General features: G+C 65.5%; 18 protein-coding genes. 11 read left to right on the forward strand and 7 right to left on the reverse strand.

Annotation, left to right across the window (positions count from 1 at the left end; genetic code table 11):
• Positions 1–230 precede the first annotated feature (230 nt).
• Positions 231–3,674: a glycosyl hydrolase 2 galactose-binding domain-containing protein gene (locus ACU0AG_RS09685; protein ID WP_482782074.1), complete on the forward strand. Its 3,444-nt coding sequence runs from the start codon at positions 231–233 to the stop codon at positions 3,672–3,674.
• Between the two features lie 24 nt (positions 3,675–3,698).
• On the forward strand, positions 3,699–4,628 hold the full coding sequence (locus ACU0AG_RS09690; protein WP_482782075.1) for an ROK family protein: 930 nt from the start codon (positions 3,699–3,701) through the stop codon (positions 4,626–4,628).
• 180 nt (positions 4,629–4,808) lie between these two features.
• Here ACU0AG_RS09690 and ACU0AG_RS09695 read toward each other — a convergent pair whose 3' ends face one another.
• The 7 genes from ACU0AG_RS09695 to ligK all read right to left on the reverse strand — a co-directional run bounded on the left by ACU0AG_RS09695 (position 4,809) and on the right by ligK (position 13,104).
• On the reverse strand, positions 4,809–6,041 hold the full coding sequence (locus ACU0AG_RS09695; protein ID WP_482782076.1) for an ROK family transcriptional regulator: 1,233 nt from the start codon (positions 6,039–6,041) through the stop codon (positions 4,809–4,811).
• 101 nt (positions 6,042–6,142) lie between these two features.
• Positions 6,143–7,768, reverse strand: a complete 1,626-nt coding sequence (locus tag ACU0AG_RS09700) for a sulfatase family protein (protein ID WP_482782077.1) — start codon at positions 7,766–7,768, stop codon at positions 6,143–6,145.
• Between the two features lie 7 nt (positions 7,769–7,775).
• A complete protein-coding gene (locus tag ACU0AG_RS09705) occupies positions 7,776–8,600 on the reverse strand; it encodes a class I mannose-6-phosphate isomerase (protein WP_482782078.1) in 825 nt (274 codons plus the stop codon).
• A gap of 12 nt (positions 8,601–8,612) precedes the next feature.
• Positions 8,613–9,944 (reverse strand): MFS transporter, encoded by a 1,332-nt coding sequence (locus tag ACU0AG_RS09710; protein ID WP_482782079.1) that lies wholly within the window; start codon positions 9,942–9,944, stop codon positions 8,613–8,615.
• Between the two features lie 538 nt (positions 9,945–10,482).
• The gene (locus ACU0AG_RS09715; protein WP_482782080.1) at positions 10,483–11,385 is read right to left on the reverse strand and encodes an amidohydrolase family protein; all 903 of its coding nucleotides are present in this window, start codon (positions 11,383–11,385) and stop codon (positions 10,483–10,485) included.
• Positions 11,382–12,437: a 4-oxalomesaconate tautomerase gene (locus ACU0AG_RS09720; RefSeq protein ID WP_482782081.1), complete on the reverse strand. Its 1,056-nt coding sequence runs from the start codon at positions 12,435–12,437 to the stop codon at positions 11,382–11,384. The genes ACU0AG_RS09715 and ACU0AG_RS09720 overlap by 4 nt, the downstream gene beginning before the upstream one ends.
• Entirely contained in the window at positions 12,430–13,104 is a 675-nt protein-coding gene (ligK, locus tag ACU0AG_RS09725; RefSeq protein WP_482782082.1) for a 4-carboxy-4-hydroxy-2-oxoadipate aldolase/oxaloacetate decarboxylase, read from the reverse strand. The genes ACU0AG_RS09720 and ligK overlap by 8 nt, the downstream gene beginning before the upstream one ends.
• A gap of 102 nt (positions 13,105–13,206) precedes the next feature.
• On the opposite strand from ligK, the gene ACU0AG_RS09730 reads away from it, so the two are divergent.
• The 9 genes from ACU0AG_RS09730 to pobA all read left to right on the forward strand — a co-directional run bounded on the left by ACU0AG_RS09730 (position 13,207) and on the right by pobA (position 21,606).
• On the forward strand, positions 13,207–14,352 hold the full coding sequence (locus ACU0AG_RS09730; protein WP_482782083.1) for a LysR family transcriptional regulator: 1,146 nt from the start codon (positions 13,207–13,209) through the stop codon (positions 14,350–14,352).
• 76 nt (positions 14,353–14,428) lie between these two features.
• Positions 14,429–15,226 carry a DUF1932 domain-containing protein gene (locus tag ACU0AG_RS09735; protein ID WP_482782084.1) on the forward strand — a complete coding sequence of 266 codons (798 nt, stop codon included), beginning with the start codon at positions 14,429–14,431 and terminating at the stop codon, positions 15,224–15,226.
• Entirely contained in the window at positions 15,223–16,248 is a 1,026-nt protein-coding gene (locus tag ACU0AG_RS09740) for an amidohydrolase family protein (RefSeq protein ID WP_482782085.1), read from the forward strand. The genes ACU0AG_RS09735 and ACU0AG_RS09740 overlap by 4 nt, the downstream gene beginning before the upstream one ends.
• On the forward strand, positions 16,245–17,273 hold the full coding sequence (locus tag ACU0AG_RS09745) for an aromatic ring-hydroxylating dioxygenase subunit alpha (protein ID WP_482782086.1): 1,029 nt from the start codon (positions 16,245–16,247) through the stop codon (positions 17,271–17,273). Before ACU0AG_RS09740 ends, ACU0AG_RS09745 begins: the two co-directional genes overlap by 4 nt.
• Positions 17,270–17,674 carry a protocatechuate 4,5-dioxygenase subunit alpha gene (gene ligA / locus ACU0AG_RS09750; protein ID WP_482782087.1) on the forward strand — a complete coding sequence of 135 codons (405 nt, stop codon included), beginning with the start codon at positions 17,270–17,272 and terminating at the stop codon, positions 17,672–17,674. The genes ACU0AG_RS09745 and ligA overlap by 4 nt, the downstream gene beginning before the upstream one ends.
• A complete protein-coding gene (locus ACU0AG_RS09755; RefSeq protein WP_482782088.1) occupies positions 17,674–18,516 on the forward strand; it encodes a class III extradiol dioxygenase subunit beta in 843 nt (280 codons plus the stop codon). The genes ligA and ACU0AG_RS09755 overlap by 1 nt, the downstream gene beginning before the upstream one ends.
• Complete coding sequence (locus ACU0AG_RS09760; RefSeq protein WP_482782089.1) at positions 18,513–19,454, forward strand: Gfo/Idh/MocA family oxidoreductase; 942 nt, start codon at positions 18,513–18,515, stop codon at positions 19,452–19,454. The genes ACU0AG_RS09755 and ACU0AG_RS09760 overlap by 4 nt, the downstream gene beginning before the upstream one ends.
• Positions 19,451–20,440 (forward strand): aldo/keto reductase, encoded by a 990-nt coding sequence (locus ACU0AG_RS09765; protein ID WP_482782090.1) that lies wholly within the window; start codon positions 19,451–19,453, stop codon positions 20,438–20,440. The genes ACU0AG_RS09760 and ACU0AG_RS09765 overlap by 4 nt, the downstream gene beginning before the upstream one ends.
• Entirely contained in the window at positions 20,437–21,606 is a 1,170-nt protein-coding gene (pobA, locus tag ACU0AG_RS09770; RefSeq protein ID WP_482782091.1) for a 4-hydroxybenzoate 3-monooxygenase, read from the forward strand. Before ACU0AG_RS09765 ends, pobA begins: the two co-directional genes overlap by 4 nt.
• Positions 21,607–21,866 lie beyond the last annotated feature (260 nt).

Here is a 21,866-nt window from a genome sequence, read left to right on the forward strand (position 1 = left end):
CACGCAGATATCGCCTTTAGTAAAGAAAATTGTTTCATTTAAGATCGAGGGCTTGGCGCTCCGCCCGACCCTTCGCCGCGCAGGACGGTCAGGCAAGGTGGCATGGAGACTATCGTTTGAGAGGGACTCGCCGCGCCTCGCCCCCGATTGGCGCTTGACCTGCGCGAATTCCTATTAATAAAATGGTTTTCGTAATTAGGGCGAGCCGACTCGCCGAGGGGAGGAAATCGATGGTCTCGCTGCGCAAGGTGCTCGCCTCGCTGATGATGATGCTTGCGCTCGCGCTGCCCACCGGTGCCGCGCTGGCCCAGACTCCTGCGCCGGCTGCCGAGCCCCCATTTCTTGCCGGCCCTGCCAGCGCCGTCTTCCCGCCCGCAGGAAACGCGATCCGCAAGGAACTGGCCGCACCGGTGGCGCCCGGCTCCGGCTGGACGATCAAGGGGTGGGTCCGGCTCGATGCGCCGTCCGACAAGCCCCGCACGATTGTGTCTCTGGTCGATGCCGGTGGCAGCAGCATTGCCCGCATCGGCGTGCTGGGCGGGCGGCTGTTCGCGGCTGCGGGAACCACGCGGGCCAGCTCCACCGTCAAGGGGCAGGCCGGAGAATGGCAGCTGGTCACGCTCGTCTCGGACGGCGCCAGCCTTGCCCTGCAGGTCGGGACCGAGCGGCCCGTCACCGCCACCACCGGCCTGTCGGCCGCGCCGGTCGCGCTGGTGATGGCGCCGCGCGGCGACGGGCAGGAGGCGTTTCGCGGTGCTGTCGTCAATCTCGCCATGTGGCAGACCGGTTCCGCCGCTGCCGCGCGGCTGGTCTGGACCAAGCCTGACGCGCGCCTGATCCCGTTCGAAAGCGGCAGCCCGCCGTGGCCCTTGCAGGTCAAGCAGACCATGGGGCTGACCGCACCGCAGGACCCTGCGACCCTGCCGGTCAGCCGGGCGCCCGCCGCGCCTGCGCCCGAACCCGTGCGCCCCACCCTCACACCGCCGCTTTCGCCCGCCGGCGACCATCGCTGGGTGATCGGCGGTTGGCGGCTTGCGGCTGCGCCCGATGTGACCGCGGCACCTTCCGCAATCGCGCAGCCCGGCTTTGACGCGGGCAGCTGGCTTCCTGCCACTGTGCCGGGAACGATCCTTGCGACCTATGTCGCCAACGGGGTCTATCCCGATCCGGCCTATGGCCTCAACAATCTGCTGATCCCCGACAGCCTCAGCCGTCAGGATTACTGGCTGCGCACCGAGTTCGCCCGCCCCGATGGCGGCCAGCGCCCGCTGCAGGCGATCGTGTTCCACGGCATCAATTATGCTGCCGAAATCTGGGTCAATGGCGAGCGGCTCGGCACCACCGAGGGCGCGTTTGCCCGTGGCCGCTTCGTGCTGCCAGAACGGTTCCGCTCGGCTGCGCGCATCGCGCTGGCCGTGCGCGTATCACCGCCGCCGCATCCCGGCATCGCGCACGAGGAATCGCTCACTGCCGGACCGGGGCTGAACGGCGGGGAAATGACCATCGACGGGCCGACCTTCGCCGCCAGCGAGGGCTGGGACTGGATCCCCACCGTGCGCGATCGCAACACCGGCGTGTGGCAGGATGTCGTGCTGCAAGCCACCGGCGATGTCCGCCTGGGTGACCCCCATGTCCGCACGGTCCTGCCCAACCCTGACAATTCGCTGGCCGAACTGACCTTCACGGTCCCCGTCATCAACGACAGCAGCGCCGAACGCATGGTCGAGATCGAGGCGCGCTTTGGCGAGGTTGCCTTGCGCCAGAGCGCCACGGTCGCACCCGGCACGACAGCCGATATCCGCTTTGCGCCCGACCGCTTCCCTGCCCTGCGCATCCGCAATCCCGAATTGTGGTGGCCCAATGGCTATGGCGCGCCCACGCTGCACGATCTGGCGCTGACGGCGCGGATCGATGGCGCGGTGAGCGATGCCCGCGCGATCCGCTTCGGCATCCGCGAGGTCAGCTATGATCTTTCGCTGGTCGACGCGGCGGAAGAACTGCAGCGGGTCGCGGTGTCGCCGGCACGCGGCAACGGCGAACAGCTGCTCGATGTGCGGCACAAGGGCATCCGCAAGGTGCCCGGCGGCTGGGCGGTCTCGCTTGCCCGCGAAGTCGCCGGATCGCCCGCCCTCGCCCCCGTCAGCGACGCCGCGCTTGCCCCGCATCTGCTGATCCGTGTCAACGGCGTGCCGATTGCCGTGCGCGGCGGCAACTGGGGCATGGATGACTGGATGAAGCGCGTCTCGCGTAACCGGATGGAGCCGTTCTTCCGCCTGCACCGCGATGCCAACGTCAACACCATCCGCAACTGGATGGGCCAGAGCACCGAAAGCGTGTTCTATGATCTGGCCGACGAATACGGGCTGCTGGTGCTCAATGATTTCTGGATTTCGACGCAGGATCACAATGGCGAGCCCGGCGACACCGCGCTGTTTCTGGCCAATGCCGCCGACACGGTCAGCCGGTTCCGGCATCACCCCTCGATTGCCCTCTGGATCGGGCGCAACGAAGGCGTGCCGCCGCCGGTGCTGAACGCCGGTCTTGAAAAGCTGGTGCGCGAAATCGACGGCACCCGCGCCTATCTGCCCAATTCGCGCGAGGTGAACATGGCGGGCAGCGGGCCGTGGAACTATCAGCCGCCCGAGGCCTATTTCACCCGCATCGGGCGCGGGTTTTCGACCGAGGTCGGCACCCCCTCCTTCCCGACGCTCGAAACCTTCAAGGCGATGATGCCGCCCGAAGACCAGTGGCCGGTCAGCGATACCTGGGCCTATCACGACTGGCATCAGGGCAAGGCGGGCGATGTCGCCAGCTTCATGCGGGCGATGCAGAACCGGCTTGGCGCACCGCGCGATCTGGAGGACTTCGAGAACAAGGCGCAGCTGCTCAATTACGAGGCCCACCGCGCCATCTTCGAAGGGATGAACGCCGGGCTGTTCACCCGCAATTCGGGCCGCCTGCTGTGGATGACCCATCCGGCATGGCCGAGCACCACCTGGCAGATCTACAGCTACGATTACGATACCCACGCCGCCTTCTTCGGGACGAAAAAGGGGTCAGAGCCGGTGCACGTGCAGATCAATCTGCCCGGCCGCACGCTCGCCGTGGTCAACAGCCTCGGCACGCCGGTTGCGGGCGGCAGGCTGCGGGTGCGCAACTTCGCGCTCGACGGGAGGTTGCTCGATGACCGGACGGTGGCAGTCGATGCCCCCGCCTATGGCGTGATCGAAGTGGGCGATGCCGTGCCCGACAGCGTGTTTGCCGCAGCACCGGTGGTGATCACGAAGTTGGAACTGCTCGACAGCAATGGCGCCGTGCTGAGCGACAACCTCTACTGGCTGGCCAAAGAGGCGGCGGACTATCGCGCCATGACGGCGATGGAGCAGGCACCCGTCAGCGTGTCTTCGCGGCGCATCGCCGACGCCGGCGAGCACGTGATCGAAGCGACGCTGACCAATGCCGGCAGCCAGCCTGCCCTGCTGGTCAAGCTGGGGCTGCGCGATGCGGCGGGCGCGCGCGTTCTGCCGGCCTATTTCAGCGACAATTACGTATCGCTGCTGCCCGGCGAGACGCGGGTTGTCACGATCCGCTCTCCGCTGTCCGCCCCGGCGCCTGCGGAAATCGGTGTGCGCGGCTGGAATGTGAAGCCGGATGTGTCGCGGGTGACGCCTTAGGGGCAAGCGAGTGGAGAACGGGTAATGGGGAATTCCTTGCTGGCGGGCGTTGAACTGGGGGGCACCAAATGCGTCTGCGTGCTGGCCTCGCAGACGGGCGAAATTCTGGCGCAGGAACGGGTCGATACCGCCGCGCCCGAAATCAGCCTGCCGCAGATCAAGGCGGTGCTGCGCCAGTGGTTCGACGGCAGCCGTGATATCGGCGCGCTGGGGATCGCGTCGTTCGGACCGGTCGATGTCGATACCGCCTCCCCGCAATGGGGCCATATCGGGCAGACCCCCAAACCCGGCTGGACCGGTGTCGGCATCGCGCAGGAACTGCGTGAGGGATTGGGCGATGTGCCGGTGGTGCTCGATACCGATGTCAACGGCGCGGCCATGGCCGAACTGCGCTGGGGCGCGGCGGCGGGTCTCGACGATTTTGCCTATGTCACCATCGGCACCGGCGTGGGCGTGGGGTTGATCGTCGGGGGCAAGCCGATCTGCGGCTTCGGTCATGCCGAACTTGGCCATATGCGCATTCCGCGGGTGGCAGGCGACATCTGGCCGGGCTCGTGCCCCTATCACGGCGATTGCGTGGAGGGCCTTGCCGCAGGGCCGGCGATCATCGCCCGCGCTGGCATGCGCCCCGGCCTGATCGCGGCGGACGATCCGATCTGGCAGCTTGTCGGCCATGCCATCGCGCAGATGCTGCACAATATCGTGCTGACTGCGACGCCGCGCCGGATCTTCCTTGGCGGAGGCGTGATCAGCGCGCAGCCGCAGCTGTTCCCGATCATCCGCCGCGAATTGCAGGCGAGCCTTGCGGGCTATGTCAGCTCGCCCGAGCTTGACCGGATCGACGAATATGTCGTGCCGCCCGGGCTCGGCACGCTGGCCGGGCCACTGGGGCCGATTGCGCTGGCTGCTACGGCAGATGTGCCGGTCGCAAGGCAGGTCGCCCCGGCGGCCTGAGGCCAGAGCAGTTTCCGGCCATTCTGACCCGCCCTGTCACGACCCCTGCGGGGCGGGCCGATTTTGGCCCAGCGCGGCGTCTCTCCTCGCTCACTATGCTTAGGCATGGCTCGCTCGTCGCTCCTGGCACTGAGCCAAAATCGGCTCCGTCAGGGCGGGTCAGAATGGCCGGAAACTGCTCTAGGCGTCGATCTTCATCAGCGCCGTGCGGTTGGGCAGGAAGCGGTTGGAAAAGGGCAGGATCGCGGTGCCGATAGCCGCAGCATCCTCGGCCAGTTCGGCGCGGCGGATCGGAGCGCGGGCAGGCAGGGATGCGCCGCGGTGGCGCACGTTCAGCGCAAGCCGGTCGCACAGCTGATCGACCAGCCCCGCCGGCAGACGCCCGCCGATGAAGATCGCATCGGGATCGATCACGGCATTGATCACCATCAGCGGATCGGTGAGCAGATCGGCAGCCTTTTCGACCCACTCGCCCGCTGCAAGCCCTGCCGCCTCGTCCAGCCGGTCAAGCGGGCCGGGATCGGGAAAACCGGCCTCTGCCAGATGGCTGTACAGGCCGGACAAGGAGGCAACATCCTGCAACACCACCGGATTGCGCCGCGCCCGGCCAATCGGCAGGAACCCGATTTCACCGCTGCGACCCGATGCGCCGGTGACCGAATGGCCATCGATCACCAGCCCGCCCCCCAGCCCGGCATTGACCAGCAGATAGAAGAACGTCTGCGCCACCCGACCATGGCCGAACTGCAATTCGCCGATCGCGGCGGCGGTCGCATCGTTTTCGATGATGACATCAAGCCCGTGGCTGCCGAGCAGGTGGCGCGGGTCGATCGTTTCCCAGACGCCGAACTCTGCCGGGCGGTTGGGCAGATCGACGCCGCCGAAATCATCGGGGATGGCAAGGCCGATCCCGGCGATCCGGTCCATGTCGATCTCGCCCGAGGCACGCATCGCCGCGAGATTGCGGCTCACGAAATCGCTCACCTGATCGGGCATCGGGAACTGGATGTTCTCGACAATCCGCAGTCTGAGATCGCCGAGGAAATCGAGCGCTACCAACGTCATGTGATCGCGATCGACATTCACCCCGATCGAAAATGCGCCATCGGGATTGATCGCCAGCTTCAGCGCCGGCTGCCCGCGCTCGCCGCGCCTGCGCCCGGCTTCGATGATCAGGCCATCGGCAAACAGCTTGCGGGTGATGTTGGTGATCGAAGGCGGGGTCAGCCCGGTAATCTCGGCCAGTTCGACCTTGGTCACCGGCGCGTTGAGCCGGATCGCCTGCAAGGTCACACGCAGATTGTGCGAGCTGCCGCGTTCGAGATTGGTGCCCGACAGCCCGTTGCTGAGCAGGTTCACCCGGTCGCGGGCGGAGATACCGACAGCTGACGGCTTGCGTTCAGTTGTCGCCATCTGGAATTCGTCTCCGCCTGGAAGGGTTGTGGGGCCGGATGCAGCTTAATCATCCGGGCCGCCGGTTGCAATTTTTCCGCGAAAGGCCCGCTGGTCCGGCCTCAGTGCGAGGGCGCTGCCCCGCCTTCGGCCTTCTGGCCATTGCCGAGGTCGCTTTCCGTCCCGTCGCGCAGCCAGCGCGCGGGGAAATCGCCCGGCCCTGCCCCCTTGCGGTTGCGGAACACCGAACCTTCATCCATCCGCTGGGTGAAGGTCACGCTCGACCGGCCCTGTTCGGGGCTGAGGCTTGCGAACAGATCGCCGCGCATCTTGCGCACCACGGGGCGCAGTTTGGGATCGCCGATCAGGTTCTTCATTTCCTTGGGATCGTTCTGGAGATCGTACAGCTCCTCGGTGTCCCACACGCCGTGATACTGGATGTATTTGTAGCGCTCGCCGCGCAAGGCGAAGGTCGTCGGGGTTTGGGGATAGTTGTATTCCCAATAGTATTCATAGCTCAGCGAGGTGCGCCAGGGGCCGTTGAACGGGCGGCCCATCAGCAGGTCGGCATAGCTCATCCCGTCGATTTTCACGCCCTCGGGGATTTTGGCGCCCGCCAGCGCGAGGAAGGTTGGCGCGATGTCGATATTGGCGACGATCTCGTCCTCCACCCGCCCGCCGGGCATCCCGCCGCCGAAGGCGATCAGCGGCACGCGCATCGATTCCTCGTAGGCGCTGCGCTTGTCGATCATGCCGTGTTCGCCGAACATGAAGCCGTTATCGCCCATCATCACCACGATGGTGTTCTTGAGCAGGCCCTTCTTCTGCAAGGTGGCGAGGATCTTGCCGATCCCCTCGTCCACCGAAGACAGCGTCTGGTTGTAGCGCAGCTTGAAATCGACCACGTCCATCGTCGAATGATAGGGGAATTCCACCCCGTGCCACGAATTGCGCTGGTCCTTGGTCCAGCGCGGCTTGCCTTCGTAATTCTCGGGCGTGTCGGCCATGCTGGCAGGCAGCTTGATCGCATCGCGGCTGAGGGTGTCCTTGTGCCGTTCGGCGGGGATGAAATCGGCGTGAACCGCCTTGTGGCTGAGATAGAGGAAGAACGGCTGCCGGCCGCTTTGCTGCTTCAGCCAGTCGAGCGCGAAATCGTTGAGTTCATCGGTGATGTAGCCTTTGCGCTCGACCCGCTGGCCATCGATGTTGAGCGTGTGGCGCACGCCCTTGCCGTCTTCGGGAAGATATTCGCCCTGCCCCTTGAAGCTGATCCAGCGATCGAAGCCGGGCTGCGGATCGTCGCTGTGGCCACCCATGTGCCACTTGCCGATGAAGGCGGTGCGGTATCCCGCCGCTTGCAGCGCCATCGGGAAGAAGAAGGTGCCGGGGCGGAACTTGATGTTGTTGTCGGCGATGCCGTGATTGTGCATGTATTGCCCGGTCAGGATCGAGGCGCGGCTGGGGCTGCACAGGGCGGTGGTGACAAAGGCGTTGGGGAAATACACGCCCTCGCGCGCGATCCGGTCCATGTTCGGGGTGTTGAGCGCCGGATCGAGGAAGCCCATCGCATCGTAACGCTGATCGTCATTGAGGATGAAGATGATATTGGGCTGCTGACCTGTCCGCACGGCTGCCGGTGCTTCGGCCTGTGCGGCGGCGGGCTGCGATGGCGCGCCGATCGTGACGCCCGCTGCCATTACCAGCGCGGCGGCGGCTGCAGGCCCGGCCCAGAAACGCAGATTGGTCATATCATCCTCACCTTTTCGTGTCCGCCGCCGCCCCGCAGGCGACCAGCATGATTGCATCCGGATCAAGCGTGACACAGGCGGCATCGTCCGCCAGCCAGACCGTGCCGGGCGGGAGCACCTGATCGCCCGCCATGCAGCCACCCGCAACCGGCATCAGCCAGGCAGGGGTTTGCGCGCTGGCGGCCACATCATGCTGTGCCCCGTGCGTCAGCCGCTCGATCGTGAACGTGTCGCTGGCCGCCAGCACATCACGCGCAGGGCCAGCCGCGCGGATCGCGGCAGGCACAAACGGCCCGGCCCGCGCGGCCGCGATGCTCTCGTCGAGCTGCAAGGGGCGCGGGCGGCCGTAATCATACAGCCGGTAGGTCAGATCGACATTCTGCTGGATTTCGACCAGCGACAGCCCTGCACCGATCGCGTGGACCGTGCCTGCCGGGACATGGAAGAAATCCCCCGCCTTGACCGGATGCCAGGTCATCAGCGCCTCGATACTGCCATCAAGCGCGGCGGTGCGCAGGTCATCGGGGCCGAGCGGCGCGGCAAAGCCTGCACCGATCACCGCACCCGGTTCAGCCGAAAGCACATACCACGCCTCTTCCTTGCCGCAGCGATGGCCACCGGCGCGGGCCAGCGTGTCATCGGGATGGACCTGGATCGAGAGCTTTTCCGACGTGAACAGATACTTCACCAGCAGATCGGGTGCGGCATCATCGGCGAACCAGATTTCGCCCACCGGCCCGGCGCGCTCGCCCGCATCGCCGAACATCGCGGGCACATCGCGCCGCCCCCAGACCTTTTCGACCGCGTGGCCTTCAAGTTGCCGGATTGCCATTGCTGCCCCCTCTCAGTGACCACCGGCAGGGGCAGCCGCGTCGCTGCGGATCACCGCAGCACGCCGCGCCGCCAGTCCGAAGCCCAGCAGCATGACATAACACGCCGCCGGAACAACGAAGGCCACCGCATAGCTCGTCGCGCCCGATACCAGCCCGACCAGCAAGGGCACAAATGCGCCGCCGACGATGGAAAAGCACAGGAAGCCCGACGTTGCCTCGCGGCTCGCGCTCGACCGTTCCAGCGTCAGGGTGAAGATCACCGGGAACATGATCGAATTGAACAGCCCGATGCCCAGCGCCGCATAGCCCGCCGCCGATCCGCCGACGGCTGCGATGAACAGGCAGATCGCCGCTGCCGCCCCTGCAAAAACCGCCAACAGAACCGTTGCCGGAATGCGGGTCAGCAGCGCCGACCCGACCAGCCGCCCGATCATCGCCCCGCCCCAGTAAAGGCTCACCATCTTGCCCGCCTGCTCAAGCGAAATGCCCAGCACGCCGTCATCATTGAGGAACAGCGCCATCTGTGTGCCGATGGCAACCTCGGCCCCGACATAGAGAAAGATCGCCGCCCCGCCGAGCATCGCCCAGCGCGAGGACGCCGCTTCGCCGAGCATCGCGACGATCGAGGCGGGCCGTGCGTCCTGCACACCCTGCTGCGCCGCCTTGCCGATCAAGCCGCGGGCGAACCAGATGAACAGCGCCAGCAGGCCGATCAGCACCGCGATCCACAGAAATGCAGCGTCGATCCCGATAAGCGCCGCAGCGCGCACCGCCGGATCAAGCGCCTCGCCCTCCTCGATCTCGACCCCCTTCAAAAACAGCAGCGCACCGATGTAGGGGCCGATGAAGGTGCCAAGGCTGTTGAAGGCCTGGCTGAGCGTGAGGCGGAAATGGCTCCGGTCGGGGCGCCCCAGCACCGCGGCCAGCGGATTGGCGGCAACCTGCAGGATGGTGATCCCGCTCGCCAGAATGAACAGGCCGAGCAGCACCAGCGCATAGATCGCGACATTGGCCGCCAGCAGCATCAGCATGCAGCCGGCGATCATCATCACCAGCGCGATCAGCACGGTGGCCACGGATTTGCGCCGCGCCAGCAAAGCGGCTGCGGGCAGGCTCATCACGCCATAGGCAATAAAAAAGGCCGAGGCGCTAAGCTGCGCCTCGAAGTCGGAGAGACTGAAAATCCCCTTCACTGCCGCCACCAGCGGATCGATCAGCGAGGTGATAAACCCCCAGGCGAAAAACAATGTGGTGACCGAAGCAAAAGCGAACTGCGTGTTCGCCGAAGCCGCATCGCCTGCCTCAAGCAGCGGCGAGGCACCCGATGGCATGCCCTTGTCCATTCATCCCCCTCGCTGGCCTTTGCTCCCGCCCACCCCCTCCCCTTGCCGCCGCGCATGGCGGCAAGGGGATAGCGGCTGGGCCGGGGTGACCCTGTCTGGTTCGGCGATGATAGCGCGCAGGGACATGGTGTAAAGAAATTTGTTTTAGGTATTTCGAGAGAGGTATCCGGTGGCAGCCCAAGATTCGAAACTTGCGGATTGACCGACTGATTCCTAAAATGATTTGTGAAAATCACGATGTTCCGGGATGCGGCTTGTGCAGACAACGGCACAGGCCGTGGCAGGATCGAAAAAGGCCAGTCCGCCAGAAAGCCAACACACATTCCCGAAGACTTGCCAGTAGCGGAGGAGGATCTCTAGGGACGGATTGGGTAATTGATTTGCAACGCCCCTTAATGTGCGGCGTTGATTAGACCCATCGCTTCGACAGCTACCAGCCCGGATGATGCGCGCTGCCCTAAGGCAAAAGGTATCCTCCGTCTCTTCTAGACAGGAGAAAAGGCAACAAGCTCAGCGTGAAAAGTCTTCCCTGTCCTGTTCATTGATCCGGCCAGTAGAGCTTCATCGGATTCGCGATCAAAAGCTTGTGCTGCAACTCGACTGTCCGCGCGATGCGCGGGATCATGTCAACCAAGTGGCCATCATCGGGGATCTCGCCCTCCATGTTGGGATGAGGCCAATCGGTGCCCCACAGGCAGCGGTCGGGATAGTCGGCGACCAGCGGAGCGACCGCATCGGCAAAAGCATGCCAGGGCGGCCCCGCCCCACCATCCTTGATTGCGTCCAGACGATCAGGGCAGGTGGCCTTGAACCAGATATCCTCCCGGCTATCGAGCAGGCGGCGAAAGGCACGCATGTCAGCTCCGTCAGGGCCTTGTCGGACGTCGGGCCGTCCCATGTGGTCGATCACCAGCGGCACGGGGATCGCATCCATGAAGGGGCGCAGTTCCTCGAGGATGTCGGCCTCGAAATAGATCACCACGTGCCAGCCGGCCGGAAGGCGGCGAGCGACTTCAAGGAACCGGTCCTTGGGCGCATCGTCGACCAGCCGCTTGAGGAAATTGAAGCGCACCCCCCGCATGCCTCCGGCGTGAAGCGCATCGAGCTCGGCATCGGTGATCGCCGGATCGACGACCGCAACGCCGCGCGCCATGCCGCCGGACCGGGCGATCGCATCCAGGGTGGCGCGGTTGTCGGTGCCATGGCAGCTCGCCTGAACGATCACGTTGCGGGTAAAGCCAAGCCGGTCGCGCAAGGCGAACAGATCCTCCGGCCCCGCGTCCTGAGGCAGATATTTGGCCTGAGGGCTGAACGGGAATTGCGCCATCGGGCCGAACACATGGCAATGCGCATCGACCGCGCCGGGCGGCGGAATGAACCGCGGCACCGATGGTGTGAGCGTCCAGCTGCGGACCCGGCCATCGGCATCAGTCGTGCTCATGCGAAAACAACTCCATCCATCAGCTTGCGCGCGGTGCGCAGCATACCGGCTTCGACAGGTTGGCCGGCCATATCGAGGGTCACCACGCACTCGGTCACACCGGTCGGGTGCTCGACCGCGAGCGTCTTGATCCGCCCATCCGGCACCACCGCGAGCCGCGCCGCCGGCGAACCTTCGAGCAGGCATGCGGTTGCCACGCTGACCGCGCCAAGCACGCCGATCGAGGCGTGGACCCGGTGCGGAATCAGCGAACGCACACAGATTGCGCCGCCAGCGCGCGGCGCTGCGACAAGCATCATCTTGGGCACGGATTTCTCGGACACATCGCCAAGGTTCATCAGCGGCCCGGCCTTCAGGCGGATCGCTTCGACCCGCGCCTTCATCGCTGCATCGGCATCCAGCGTTTCGCGGTCTTCATATCCGGTGATGCCCATATCCGCGGCGGCGATGACGACGCAGGGCATCCCGTTGTCGATCAACGTAACCTCCACCCCGTCGATCACATCGACGTTGCGCCCGGTCGGCAGCAAGGCACCGCAGGACGATCCCGCGGTATCACGAAAGGCCAGCGGGATCGCGGCGGCAGTGCCGGGCACACCGCTGATCGCCGTGTCTCCGCAATAGCGCACCTGCCCGCCCGGCGTCTCGACGCTGGCCACTGCCACCTGTCCGGTATTCTCCATGTGGACGGCCACACGGGTAATCCCGTCGACAGCCTCCACAAGCCCGCGCTCGATGGCGAAGGGCGCGACGGCGGCGAGTATGTTGCCGCAGTTCTGCGCGTCGGTGACGATGGCCTGATCGACGAACACCTGCAGGAACAGGTAATCGACATCGACACCGGGACGCGACGAGCGGCTGACCACGGCAACCTTGCTCGTAAGGGGATCGCCGCCGCCCATCCCGTCAATCTGGCGCGGGTCGGGCGAACCCATGATGCGCAACAGCACAGCATCGCGCTGCGCGGGATCCTCGGGAAGATCGCTCTTCAGGAAGAACCCGCCCTTGGACGTCCCCCCACGCATCCACATGCAGCGGATCGGGTCAGACATATCTGAGGCCCATCTCCGCAAGCCGCGGGCGCATGTTGTAGATATCAAGCCCGAGTTCGCCCGCTGCCAGCCGCTGGCGCTTGCCTTCTTCGGCAGCTTCCCGGGCCTGCGCCTTCTCCAGCACGAGCGCTGCATCGGCGCGCTTGACGATGCACACCCCGTCATCATCGGCCACGATCACATCGCCTGGTTCAAGAGCAGCCCCGGCACAGACGATCGGCACATTGACGCTGCCCAGGGTGTTCTTGACGGTTCCCTGCGCAAACACGGCCTTTGACCAGACGGGGAACCCCATCTGCGTCAGATCACGCACATCGCGCACGCCGGCATCGATGACCAGACCCCGGCAGCCGCGCACCATGGCGCTGGTCGCGAGCAGATCGCCGAAGTAGCCATCGACGCAGGGGCTTGTCGGTGCGAGCACGAGGATGTCGCCCGGCTGGAGCTGTTCGATCGCCACATGGATCATCCAGTTGTCGCCCGGCGGCGCGCTGATCGTCACCGCGCTGCCCGCGATCCGCGCGCCGGAATAGATCGGGCGCATGTAGCTGGCGAGCAGCCCGGTGCGTCCCTGCGCTTCGTGGACCGTGGCGACACCGCAGGCGGCAAGCCCGTCGATCACATCCTGGCTGGCGCGGTCGATATTCTGGACGACGATCCCGGTCATTGCACGCTCCCGACTGTTCCGGCGTCAACGCCATGCGCCGCTGCGCCCGGAATGCGTAATGCGAAGTTGGCGCGGGGTATAAATATTTGCTAATTATTCTCCATGATCGACCGCGCACCCAACATCCGCCATTTCGCCGCGCTGGCCGCAACGGTGCGGCACGGCAGCGTCAGCCGGGCGGCGCGGGCGATCAACCTGTCGCAGCCCGCGCTCACGCAGGCGATTGCCGGGCTGGAGTCGAGCCTTGGCGTCTCGCTGTTCGATCGCGGGGCATCGGGCATGACCCCGACCGAGCCTGCCCTGCTGCTCGCCCCCCGTGCCGAGGCGGCGATCGAACATATCGGCAGCCCGCGCGTGACAGGCACCCAGCTGCGCGCCTTCCTGGCGGTGGTGCGCGGGGGGACCTATGCCGCGGCCGCCGAGGCCACCGGACTTTCTCCAGCATCGCTCCACCGTGCTGTCGCCGATCTCTCGGTCGCGCTAGGCCAACGTCTGTTCGACCGGCGCGGGCGGAGCCTGATCCTCACCCCCGCCGGAGCGCGCCGTGCCCGCGCTTTCGGTTTGGCGATGGCGGAGTTGCGGGCGGGGCTGTCCGAAGTGGCGGCATGGCGCGGGCAGGCCGGGGGGCGGATCGTCGTCGGAGCCATGCCCCTGTCGCGCGCCCGCTGGCTGCCCGAGGCCATCGTGCGTTTCCGCATGGCGCAGCCGGATATCGACATCGCCGTGCTGGAAGGCAGCTATTCCGAACTCGCGGGTCCCTTGCGCGACGGGGAGATCGACGTTCTGCTGGGCGCCCTGCGCGAAGAGCTTCCGCCCGATCTTGCGCAGGAGACGGCGTTCGAGGATCGTCCGGCGCTCGTCATGCGGGCGGGGCATCCGATCCTTGCGCGGACCGATATCGCCCGCGCGATGCTTGACTATCCATGGCTTCTCCCCGACCGATCGACCCCGCTGAGACGCTATTGGGAGGCGATGCTGGCCGCGCTCGGCCTGCCGATCCCCCATGTCGCCATCGAGTGCGGTTCGGTGATGATGATCCGGCAATTGCTGATCGCGGGTGACGGGCTGACGCTGCTTTCACCCGATCAGGTTTCGGTCGAGCTCGATGCGGGGCTTCTCGCCGCGCTGCCCCCGCCTGCGCCCGTGCGCCGCACCATCGGGATCATCACCCGCACCGGTTGGCGGCCGACGCGCGCCGAGGCGACATTGCTCGAAAAGCTGCGCGAAGCGTGTCCCGGCCAATCATGACAATTCGCAGTTTCGAATAGCCCGGCACACCATTCGATTGGCGCCGCGCCGCTGGCCACGTGCATGACACGCGGCGATGACGCATGATCTTGCCCTGATCGGTTTCGGTGAAGCCGGCGCCACTTTCGCGGCCGCCGCGAATTGGGGACAGCGCGCCTGCGCGTGGGACATCGCGCCCGCCCGGCAGGAAGCGATGGAACGCTTCTGTGTCAGGCGCGCTTGCGATCCGCATGAGGCGCTGGCGGGCGCGGCGCTGGTGCTGTCGCTGGTCACGGCGGATCAGGCGCTGGCGGCGGCGAGATCCTATGCCCCGATGCTCGCCTCGCAGGCGATCTGGTGCGACATGAACTCGGTTGCACCCGAAACCAAACGCGCCGCCGCGATGATCGTGGAGAGCGCCGGTGCGCGCTATGTCGATGTCGCGGTGCTCGCCCCGGTAGAGCCTGCGCGCATGGCGGTGCCCCTGCTGCTCTCCGGTCCGGCGGCTGCGGCGGCGGCAGATGCGCTTGCGCAAGCGGGATTTACCGATGTGCGCGTGGTCGGCGATGAGGTCGGCCGGGCCAGCGCGATCAAGATGATCCGCTCGATCATGATCAAGGGGATCGAGGCGCTGACCGACGAGATGATGGCTGCTGCCGATGCGGCAGGGGTGACCGCGGAAGTGCTCGCCTCGCTCGATGCCAGCGAAAGGCCCCGCCCGTGGAGCGAACGCGCCGCCTACAACCTTGAACGCATGGCGACCCACGGCGCACGCCGGGCTGCCGAAATGGAGCAATCCGCGCTCACTTTGCTTGCGCTTGGCGTCGCCCCGATAATGACCGAGGGCACGATCCGCCGCCAGCGCAGCGCCGCCAGAGAAAAGCTGCACGCATGACCATGATCATCGATTGCCACGGCCACTACACCGTCCTGCCCAAGGCCCATGACGCATGGCGCGAGGCGCAGAAGGCGGCCTTCAAGGCGGGGACTGAGTGCCCGCCCTATCCCGACATTTCGGATGAGGAGATCCGCGAGACGATCGAGGCCAACCAGCTGCGCCTTTTGAAAGAGCGCGGCGCGGATATGACGATTTTCTCTCCCCGCGCCTCGGCGATGGCCCCTCATGTCGGTGACCAGAGCGTGGCGGTGCCCTGGGCGCGGGCTTGCAACGATCTGATTGCGCGGGTGGTGGGCCTCTATCCCGAAACTTTCGCAGGCGTGTGCATGCTGCCGCAATCGCCCGAGGCCGACATGACCAGCTCGATTGCCGAGTTGGAGCGCTGCGTCACCGGGCTCGGCTTCATCGGCTGCAACCTGAACCCCGATCCGGGCGGCGGGCATTTCAAGCATCCGCCGCTGACCGATCGCTTCTGGTATCCGTTCTACGAGAAGATGGTCGAACTCGACGTGCCGGCGATGATCCACGTTTCGGGCAGCTGCAATCCGGCGATGCACGCGACGGGCGGCTATTACATCGCGGCCGACACCATCGCCTTTATGCAGCTTCTCGAAGGCGACCTGTTTGCCGATTTTCCCACTCTGCGCTTCATCATCCCCCACGGCGGGGGCGCGGTGCCCTATCACTGGGGGCGCTATCGCGGGCTGGCCGACATGCTCAAGAAGCCCGATCTCGGCACGCATCTGATGAACAACATCTTCTTCGACACCTGCGTCTATCACCAGCCGGGGATCGACCTCCTGGCCGACGTGATCGACACCAAGAACATCCTGTTCGGCAGCGAGATGGTGGGCGCGGTGCGCGGGATCGATCCCACCACCGGGCACTATTTCGACGACACCAAGCGCTACATCGACGCGCTCGATATCTCCGAGGGAGACCGGCACATGATCTTCGAGGGCAACGCGAGGCGCGTGTTTCCGCGGCTCGATGCGATGCTGAAGGAGCGCGGGCTGTGACCACCTGGCCGCGCAATGCCTGGTATGCCGCCGCGTGGGATCACGAAGTCGGTGCCGGCCTTCTTGCGCGCACTCTGTGCGGAACGCCGGTGGTGCTCTACCGCACCTTGTCGGGCGAACCGGTGGCACTGCGCGATGCCTGTCCGCACCGGTTGCTGCCTTTGTCGATGGGTTTCCGCGAAGGCGATTCCGTGCGCTGCCGTTATCACGGTCTGAAGCTTGGCGCGGACGGGGTGGCGGAGGAGATGCCGCTCAAGAACGATCCGGTGAACCGCAAGATCTGCACCACGAGCTATCCGGTGGTCGACCGGCACCGGCTGGTGTGGATCTGGATGGGCGATGCGGAGGCTGCCGATCCGGCGCTGATCCCCGATCTGTGGCCTTGCAGCGAACCCGGTTGGGTTTTCGATGGAGGCCATTACCGCATCGCCTGCGATTATCGCCTGCTGATCGACAATCTGATGGACCTGACGCACGAAACCTATGTCCACCAGAGCTCGATCGGGCAGAAGGAGATCGTCGAGCACCCGCTGGAGACCGTCACCGACGGCGAGAGAGTGTTCGTCAAGCGGTGGATGCCCGATATCGACGCGCCGCCCTTCTGGCGTAGCGCGCTGGGCAAGCCGGGCAAGGTCGATCGCTGGCAGATCTGCGAATTCGTGGCACCATCGAACGTCATCATCGATGTCGGCGTGGCCCTCGTGGAAGACGGCGCGACGCTGGAGGCGCACGACACCGGCGCGCGCGCCTTCGTGATCGATTGCATGACCCCGGAGACCGGGACCACCTGCCATTACTTCTGGGGCATGAGCCGCCATTTCGGGCAGGACGACCGGGGCCTCACCGGCCGGCTGCAGGCCGGACAAGCAGGGGTGTTCCTCGAAGATGTCGAGGTGCTCGAGGCCCAGCAGCGCTCGATCGACGCCAACCCCGACTTGAAGATGACCGCCTACGAGATCGACAGCGGCGGAGTGAAGGCGCGGCTCGTCATCAAGCGCATGATCGCCAGGGAACAGCAGGCATGACGAGCGACATCCACGCCTACCTCGCCGAGTTCGAGGACATCCCCGGCACCCGGGTCTTCACCGCGGCGCGGGCGCGCAAGGGCTATCACCTCAACCAGTTCGCGATGAGCCTGATGAAGCCCGAAAACCGCGATCGCTGGCGCGCCGACGAAGCGGCCTATCTGGCCGACTGGCCGCTGACCGAGGAGCAGAGATCGGCTGTCCTCGCCCGCGACTACAACCGGCTGCTGGATCTGGGCGGCAATATCTATTTCCTCGCCAAGATCTTTTCGACCGACGGCCTCAGCTTCGTGCAGGCGGTCAGCACGATGACCGGCGCGAGCGTCGAGGAATATCAGGCGATGATGAATGCCGGCGGGCGTTCGCCCGAAGGCCTGCGTTCGATCAGGGAGCAGAACTGATGGCGAGATTGACCGCCGGTATCGCCAGCAGCCACGTGCCGCTGCTGGGCGTGGCGCATGACCAGAAAAAGGACCGCGACGCCTATTTCGCGCCGATCTTTGCCGGGTATGACTGGACCCGCGAGTGGCAAGTCGCGCAGAAGCCCGACGTCGTGATCCTGGTCTATAATGATCACGCCTCGGCCTTCGACATGAAGATCATCCCGACTTTCGCGATCGGCTGCGGCGAAATCTTTCGGCCCGCCGACGAAGGCTGGGGCCCGCGTGCGGTTCCCGACGTGATCGGCCATCCCGATCTCGCCTGGCACATCGCGCAGAGCCTGATCCTCGACGAATTCGACATGACGATCATCAACGAGATGGACGTCGATCACGGGCTGACGGTGCCGCTGTCGATGATGTTCGGCGAGGTCGCCGAGTGGCCCTGCAAGGTGATCCCGCTGGCGGTCAATGTCGTCACCTATCCGCCGCCCTCGGGCAATCGCTGCTGGGCGCTGGGCGAGGCGATTGCGCGGGCGGTGGAGAGCTTTCCCGAAGATCTCAATGTGCAGATCTGGGGCACCGGCGGGATGAGCCACCAGCTGCAGGGGCCGCGTGCCGGGCTGATCAATCAGGAGTGGGACAACATGTTCCTCGACGGCCTGATCGGCGACAGCGACCATCTGCGCCGCATCCCCCACATCGAATATCTGCGCGAGACGGGGTCGGAGGGCATCGAGATGGTGATGTGGCTCATCATGCGCGGCGCCCTGGGGCGCGCCACCCGCTGCCTGCACCGCCATTACCACGTCCCGTGCAGCAACACGGCCATCGGCCACATCGTATTGGAGCCTGTCACATGAGAATCGCCCTCGCCGGCGCCGGAGCGTTTGGGGAAAAGCACCTCGACGGTTTGAAGAATATCGAAGGGGTGGAGATCACCTCGATCATCAGCCGCACAGCCGAGCAGGCCGCCGCCGTGGCCGCCCGCTATGGCGCATCCCATTCGTCGACCGAACTGGAAGATGCCCTCGCCCGCGACGATGTCGATGCGGTGATCCTGTGCACCCCGACCCAGATGCATGCAGCACAGGCCATTGCCTGCATGAAGGCGGGCAAGCACGTGCAGGTGGAGATCCCGCTGGCCGACAGCTGGGCCGACAGCCAGGAGGTGCTGCGGGTGCAGCAGGAGACCGGCAAGGTCTGCATGGTCGGCCACACACGGCGCTTCAATCCGAGCCACCAATATGTCCATAACCGCATCGTTGCGGGCGAATTCAACGTCCAGCAGATGGACGTGCAGACCTATTTCTTCCGCCGCCGGAACATCAACGCGAAAGGCGAGCCGCGCAGCTGGACCGACCACCTGCTGTGGCACCACGCTGCACACACGGTTGATCTCTTCGCCTATCAGGCCGGACGCATCGTGGCGGCCAACGCCATGCAAGGGCCGCGGCATCCCGAACTCGGCATCGCGATGGACATGTCGATCCAGCTCAAGAGCGAGACGGGGGCGATCTGCACCCTGTCCTTGAGCTTCAACAACGATGGCCCGCTCGGCACCTTCTTCCGCTACATCGGCGACAGCGCGACCTACATCGCGCGCTATGACGACCTTGTGACCGGCAAGGAAGAGCCGATCGACGTCTCGGGCGTGGCGGTCTCGATGAACGGGATCGAATTGCAGGACCGCGAATTCATCGCCGCGATCCGTGAGGGGCGCGAGCCGAACAGCTCGGTCGCCAAGGTGCTAGATTGCTACCGCGTGCTGGGCGAGCTTGAACGGCAGCTTGAGGCATGATGCGCCGGATCGGCACCCGCAGCGTCAAGCCGGTCGGCCTCGGCTGCATGAGCCTGTCGTGGGGCTATGGCGCCATGCCGGAGGAAGCCGATGCGCTGGCGCTGCTCAACGCCGCGCTCGACCTCGGCTATGACCACCTCGACACCGCCAACATCTACGGCCTCGGCCATAACGAAACGCTTATCGGCAAGGCGCTGAAGCAGCGGCGCGGGGAGTATTTCCTCGCGACCAAGACCGGCATCGTGATCGAGGGCGCGAACCGCGGCATCGACTGCTCGCCGGATGCGATCCGCCGCAACATCGACGCATCGCTTGCACGGCTCCAGACCGATCACATCGATCTCTACTACATGCACCGCTTCGACCCCAAGGTGCCGGTTGCCGAGATGGCGGGCGCGATGGGCGAGTTGATCGCGGCCGGCAAGATCGCAGGCTATGGCGTGTCGGAATGGTCGGCCGCGCATATCCGCGAGGCCCATGCGGTCAGGCCGATGCTGGCGGTGCAGACCGAGTATTCGCTGTGGAGCCGCAACCCCGAAATCGCGGTGCTCGATACCTGCCGCGAACTCGGCATCACCTTCGTCGCCTTTTCTCCGGTCGCGCGCGGGGTGCTGGCGAACGGCGTGCGCGATCCCTCAACGTTCGACCAGCGCGACCTGCGGCGCACCATGCCGCGCTTCAATGACGAGAACTGGCCGACAAACCTTGCGCTGGCCGAGGCCTTCAACGCCATCGCCGCACGCGAAGGCGTCACCCCCGCCCAGCTCAGCCTCGGCTGGGTGCTGGCACAGGCAGAGCACATCGTCGCGATCCCCGGCACCGCCAATCCGGCGCATCTGGCCGAAAACATCGCCCGCGCCGACTGGGTGATGTCTCCCGCTCTGGCTGACGAACTCGACGCCCTGATCAACCGCCACACCGTCGCCGGGCCGCGTTACGGCACCACCATGCAGGCGACCATCGATACCGAGGAATTCGCCGCATGAAGACACAGGTCGCGATCATCGGGGGTGGCCCGGCAGGGTTGCTGCTCGGCCATCTGCTCAAGGCCGAGGGGATCGACTGCATCATCCTCGAACGGCAGACCCGCGAACACGTCGAAAGCCGCATCCGAGCGGGCGTGCTGGAGACGGTCACCACCGATCTGATGCGCCGCCTCGGCCTGGATGCCCGCATGAGCCGCGAAGCCATGGTGGAGGACGGCTTCAACCTCGCCGATGGCGACATGATGGTGCGGATCGACATCAAGGCGCTGACCGGCAAGACCGTGGTGGTCTACGGCCAGACCGAGATCACCCGCGACCTGATCGCCGCTGCACCCGACCGCGGGCTCGACATCGTGTTCGAGGCCGAAGACCTCGTGCTCCACGATGTCGACAGCGCGCAGCCCTTCGTTACCTACACGGCGGGCGGCAAGCCGGTGGTGCTGGAATGCGAGTTCATCGCCGGGTGCGACGGGTTCCACGGCCCATCGCGCCGCGCGATCCCGGCGCATCTCGCCAGCGAGTACATCCACGAATATCCCTTCGGCTGGCTCGGCATCCTTGCCGATGTGCCGCCCTGCCACGACGAGCTGATCTACGCCAACGGGCCGGACGGCTTCGCGCTCGCCTCGATGCGCTCGCCCACGCGCAGCCGCTATTACATCCAGGTGCCGATGAGCGAGCGGCTGGAGGACTGGCCCGAAGACCGCCTGTGGGACGAGCTGGAGGCGCGCTTCAACCCGATCTCGAAGCATGGCGTGACCCGCGGTCCGGCACTGGAAATGTCGATCGCGCCCTTGCGCTCCTACGTCTTCGAGACGATGCGCCACGGCCGCCTGTTCCTCGCAGGGGACGCCGCGCATATCGTCCCGCCGACGGGGGCCAAGGGGCTGAACCTCGCTGCGTCGGACGTCCACTATCTGTCCGATGCGATCATCGCCCATTATCGGCGCGGGGAGGAGGACGGCCTCATCGGCTACCGCGACAAGGCGCTCTCGCGCATCTGGAAGGCCGAACGGTTCAGCTGGTCGCTCACCAAACTGATGCACTCCTTCCCGCACCAGAACGCCTTCGAACGCCGGATGCAGACCGCCGAACTCGATTACCTCGCCCGCTCAACAGCGATGCAGACGGCCATCGCCGAAAACTACGTGGGGCTGCCGGTTTAGCGCTGGCTCCAAGCCAGTATACCGGCACGCGATCGTGCTATTGTCGCGGTGACGATGGTAGCGGAGGAGGGACTTTCTTCAGCCTCCAAGGTATTGATTTATTGAATATTTTATCGATTATCAGAAAATATACCCCCATTAGTACCCCCACGCTGGGACCTTTGCGGCAGGATGTGCCAGCGATGCGGCAGGCCATTTAGCGCTTTAGAATTCGGCGTTTTCGGCATAGTCCGCTATAGATCACACGGTCGGGCCATGCA

It is taken from the genome of Erythrobacter sp. RANMB8 (assembly GCF_056848235.1).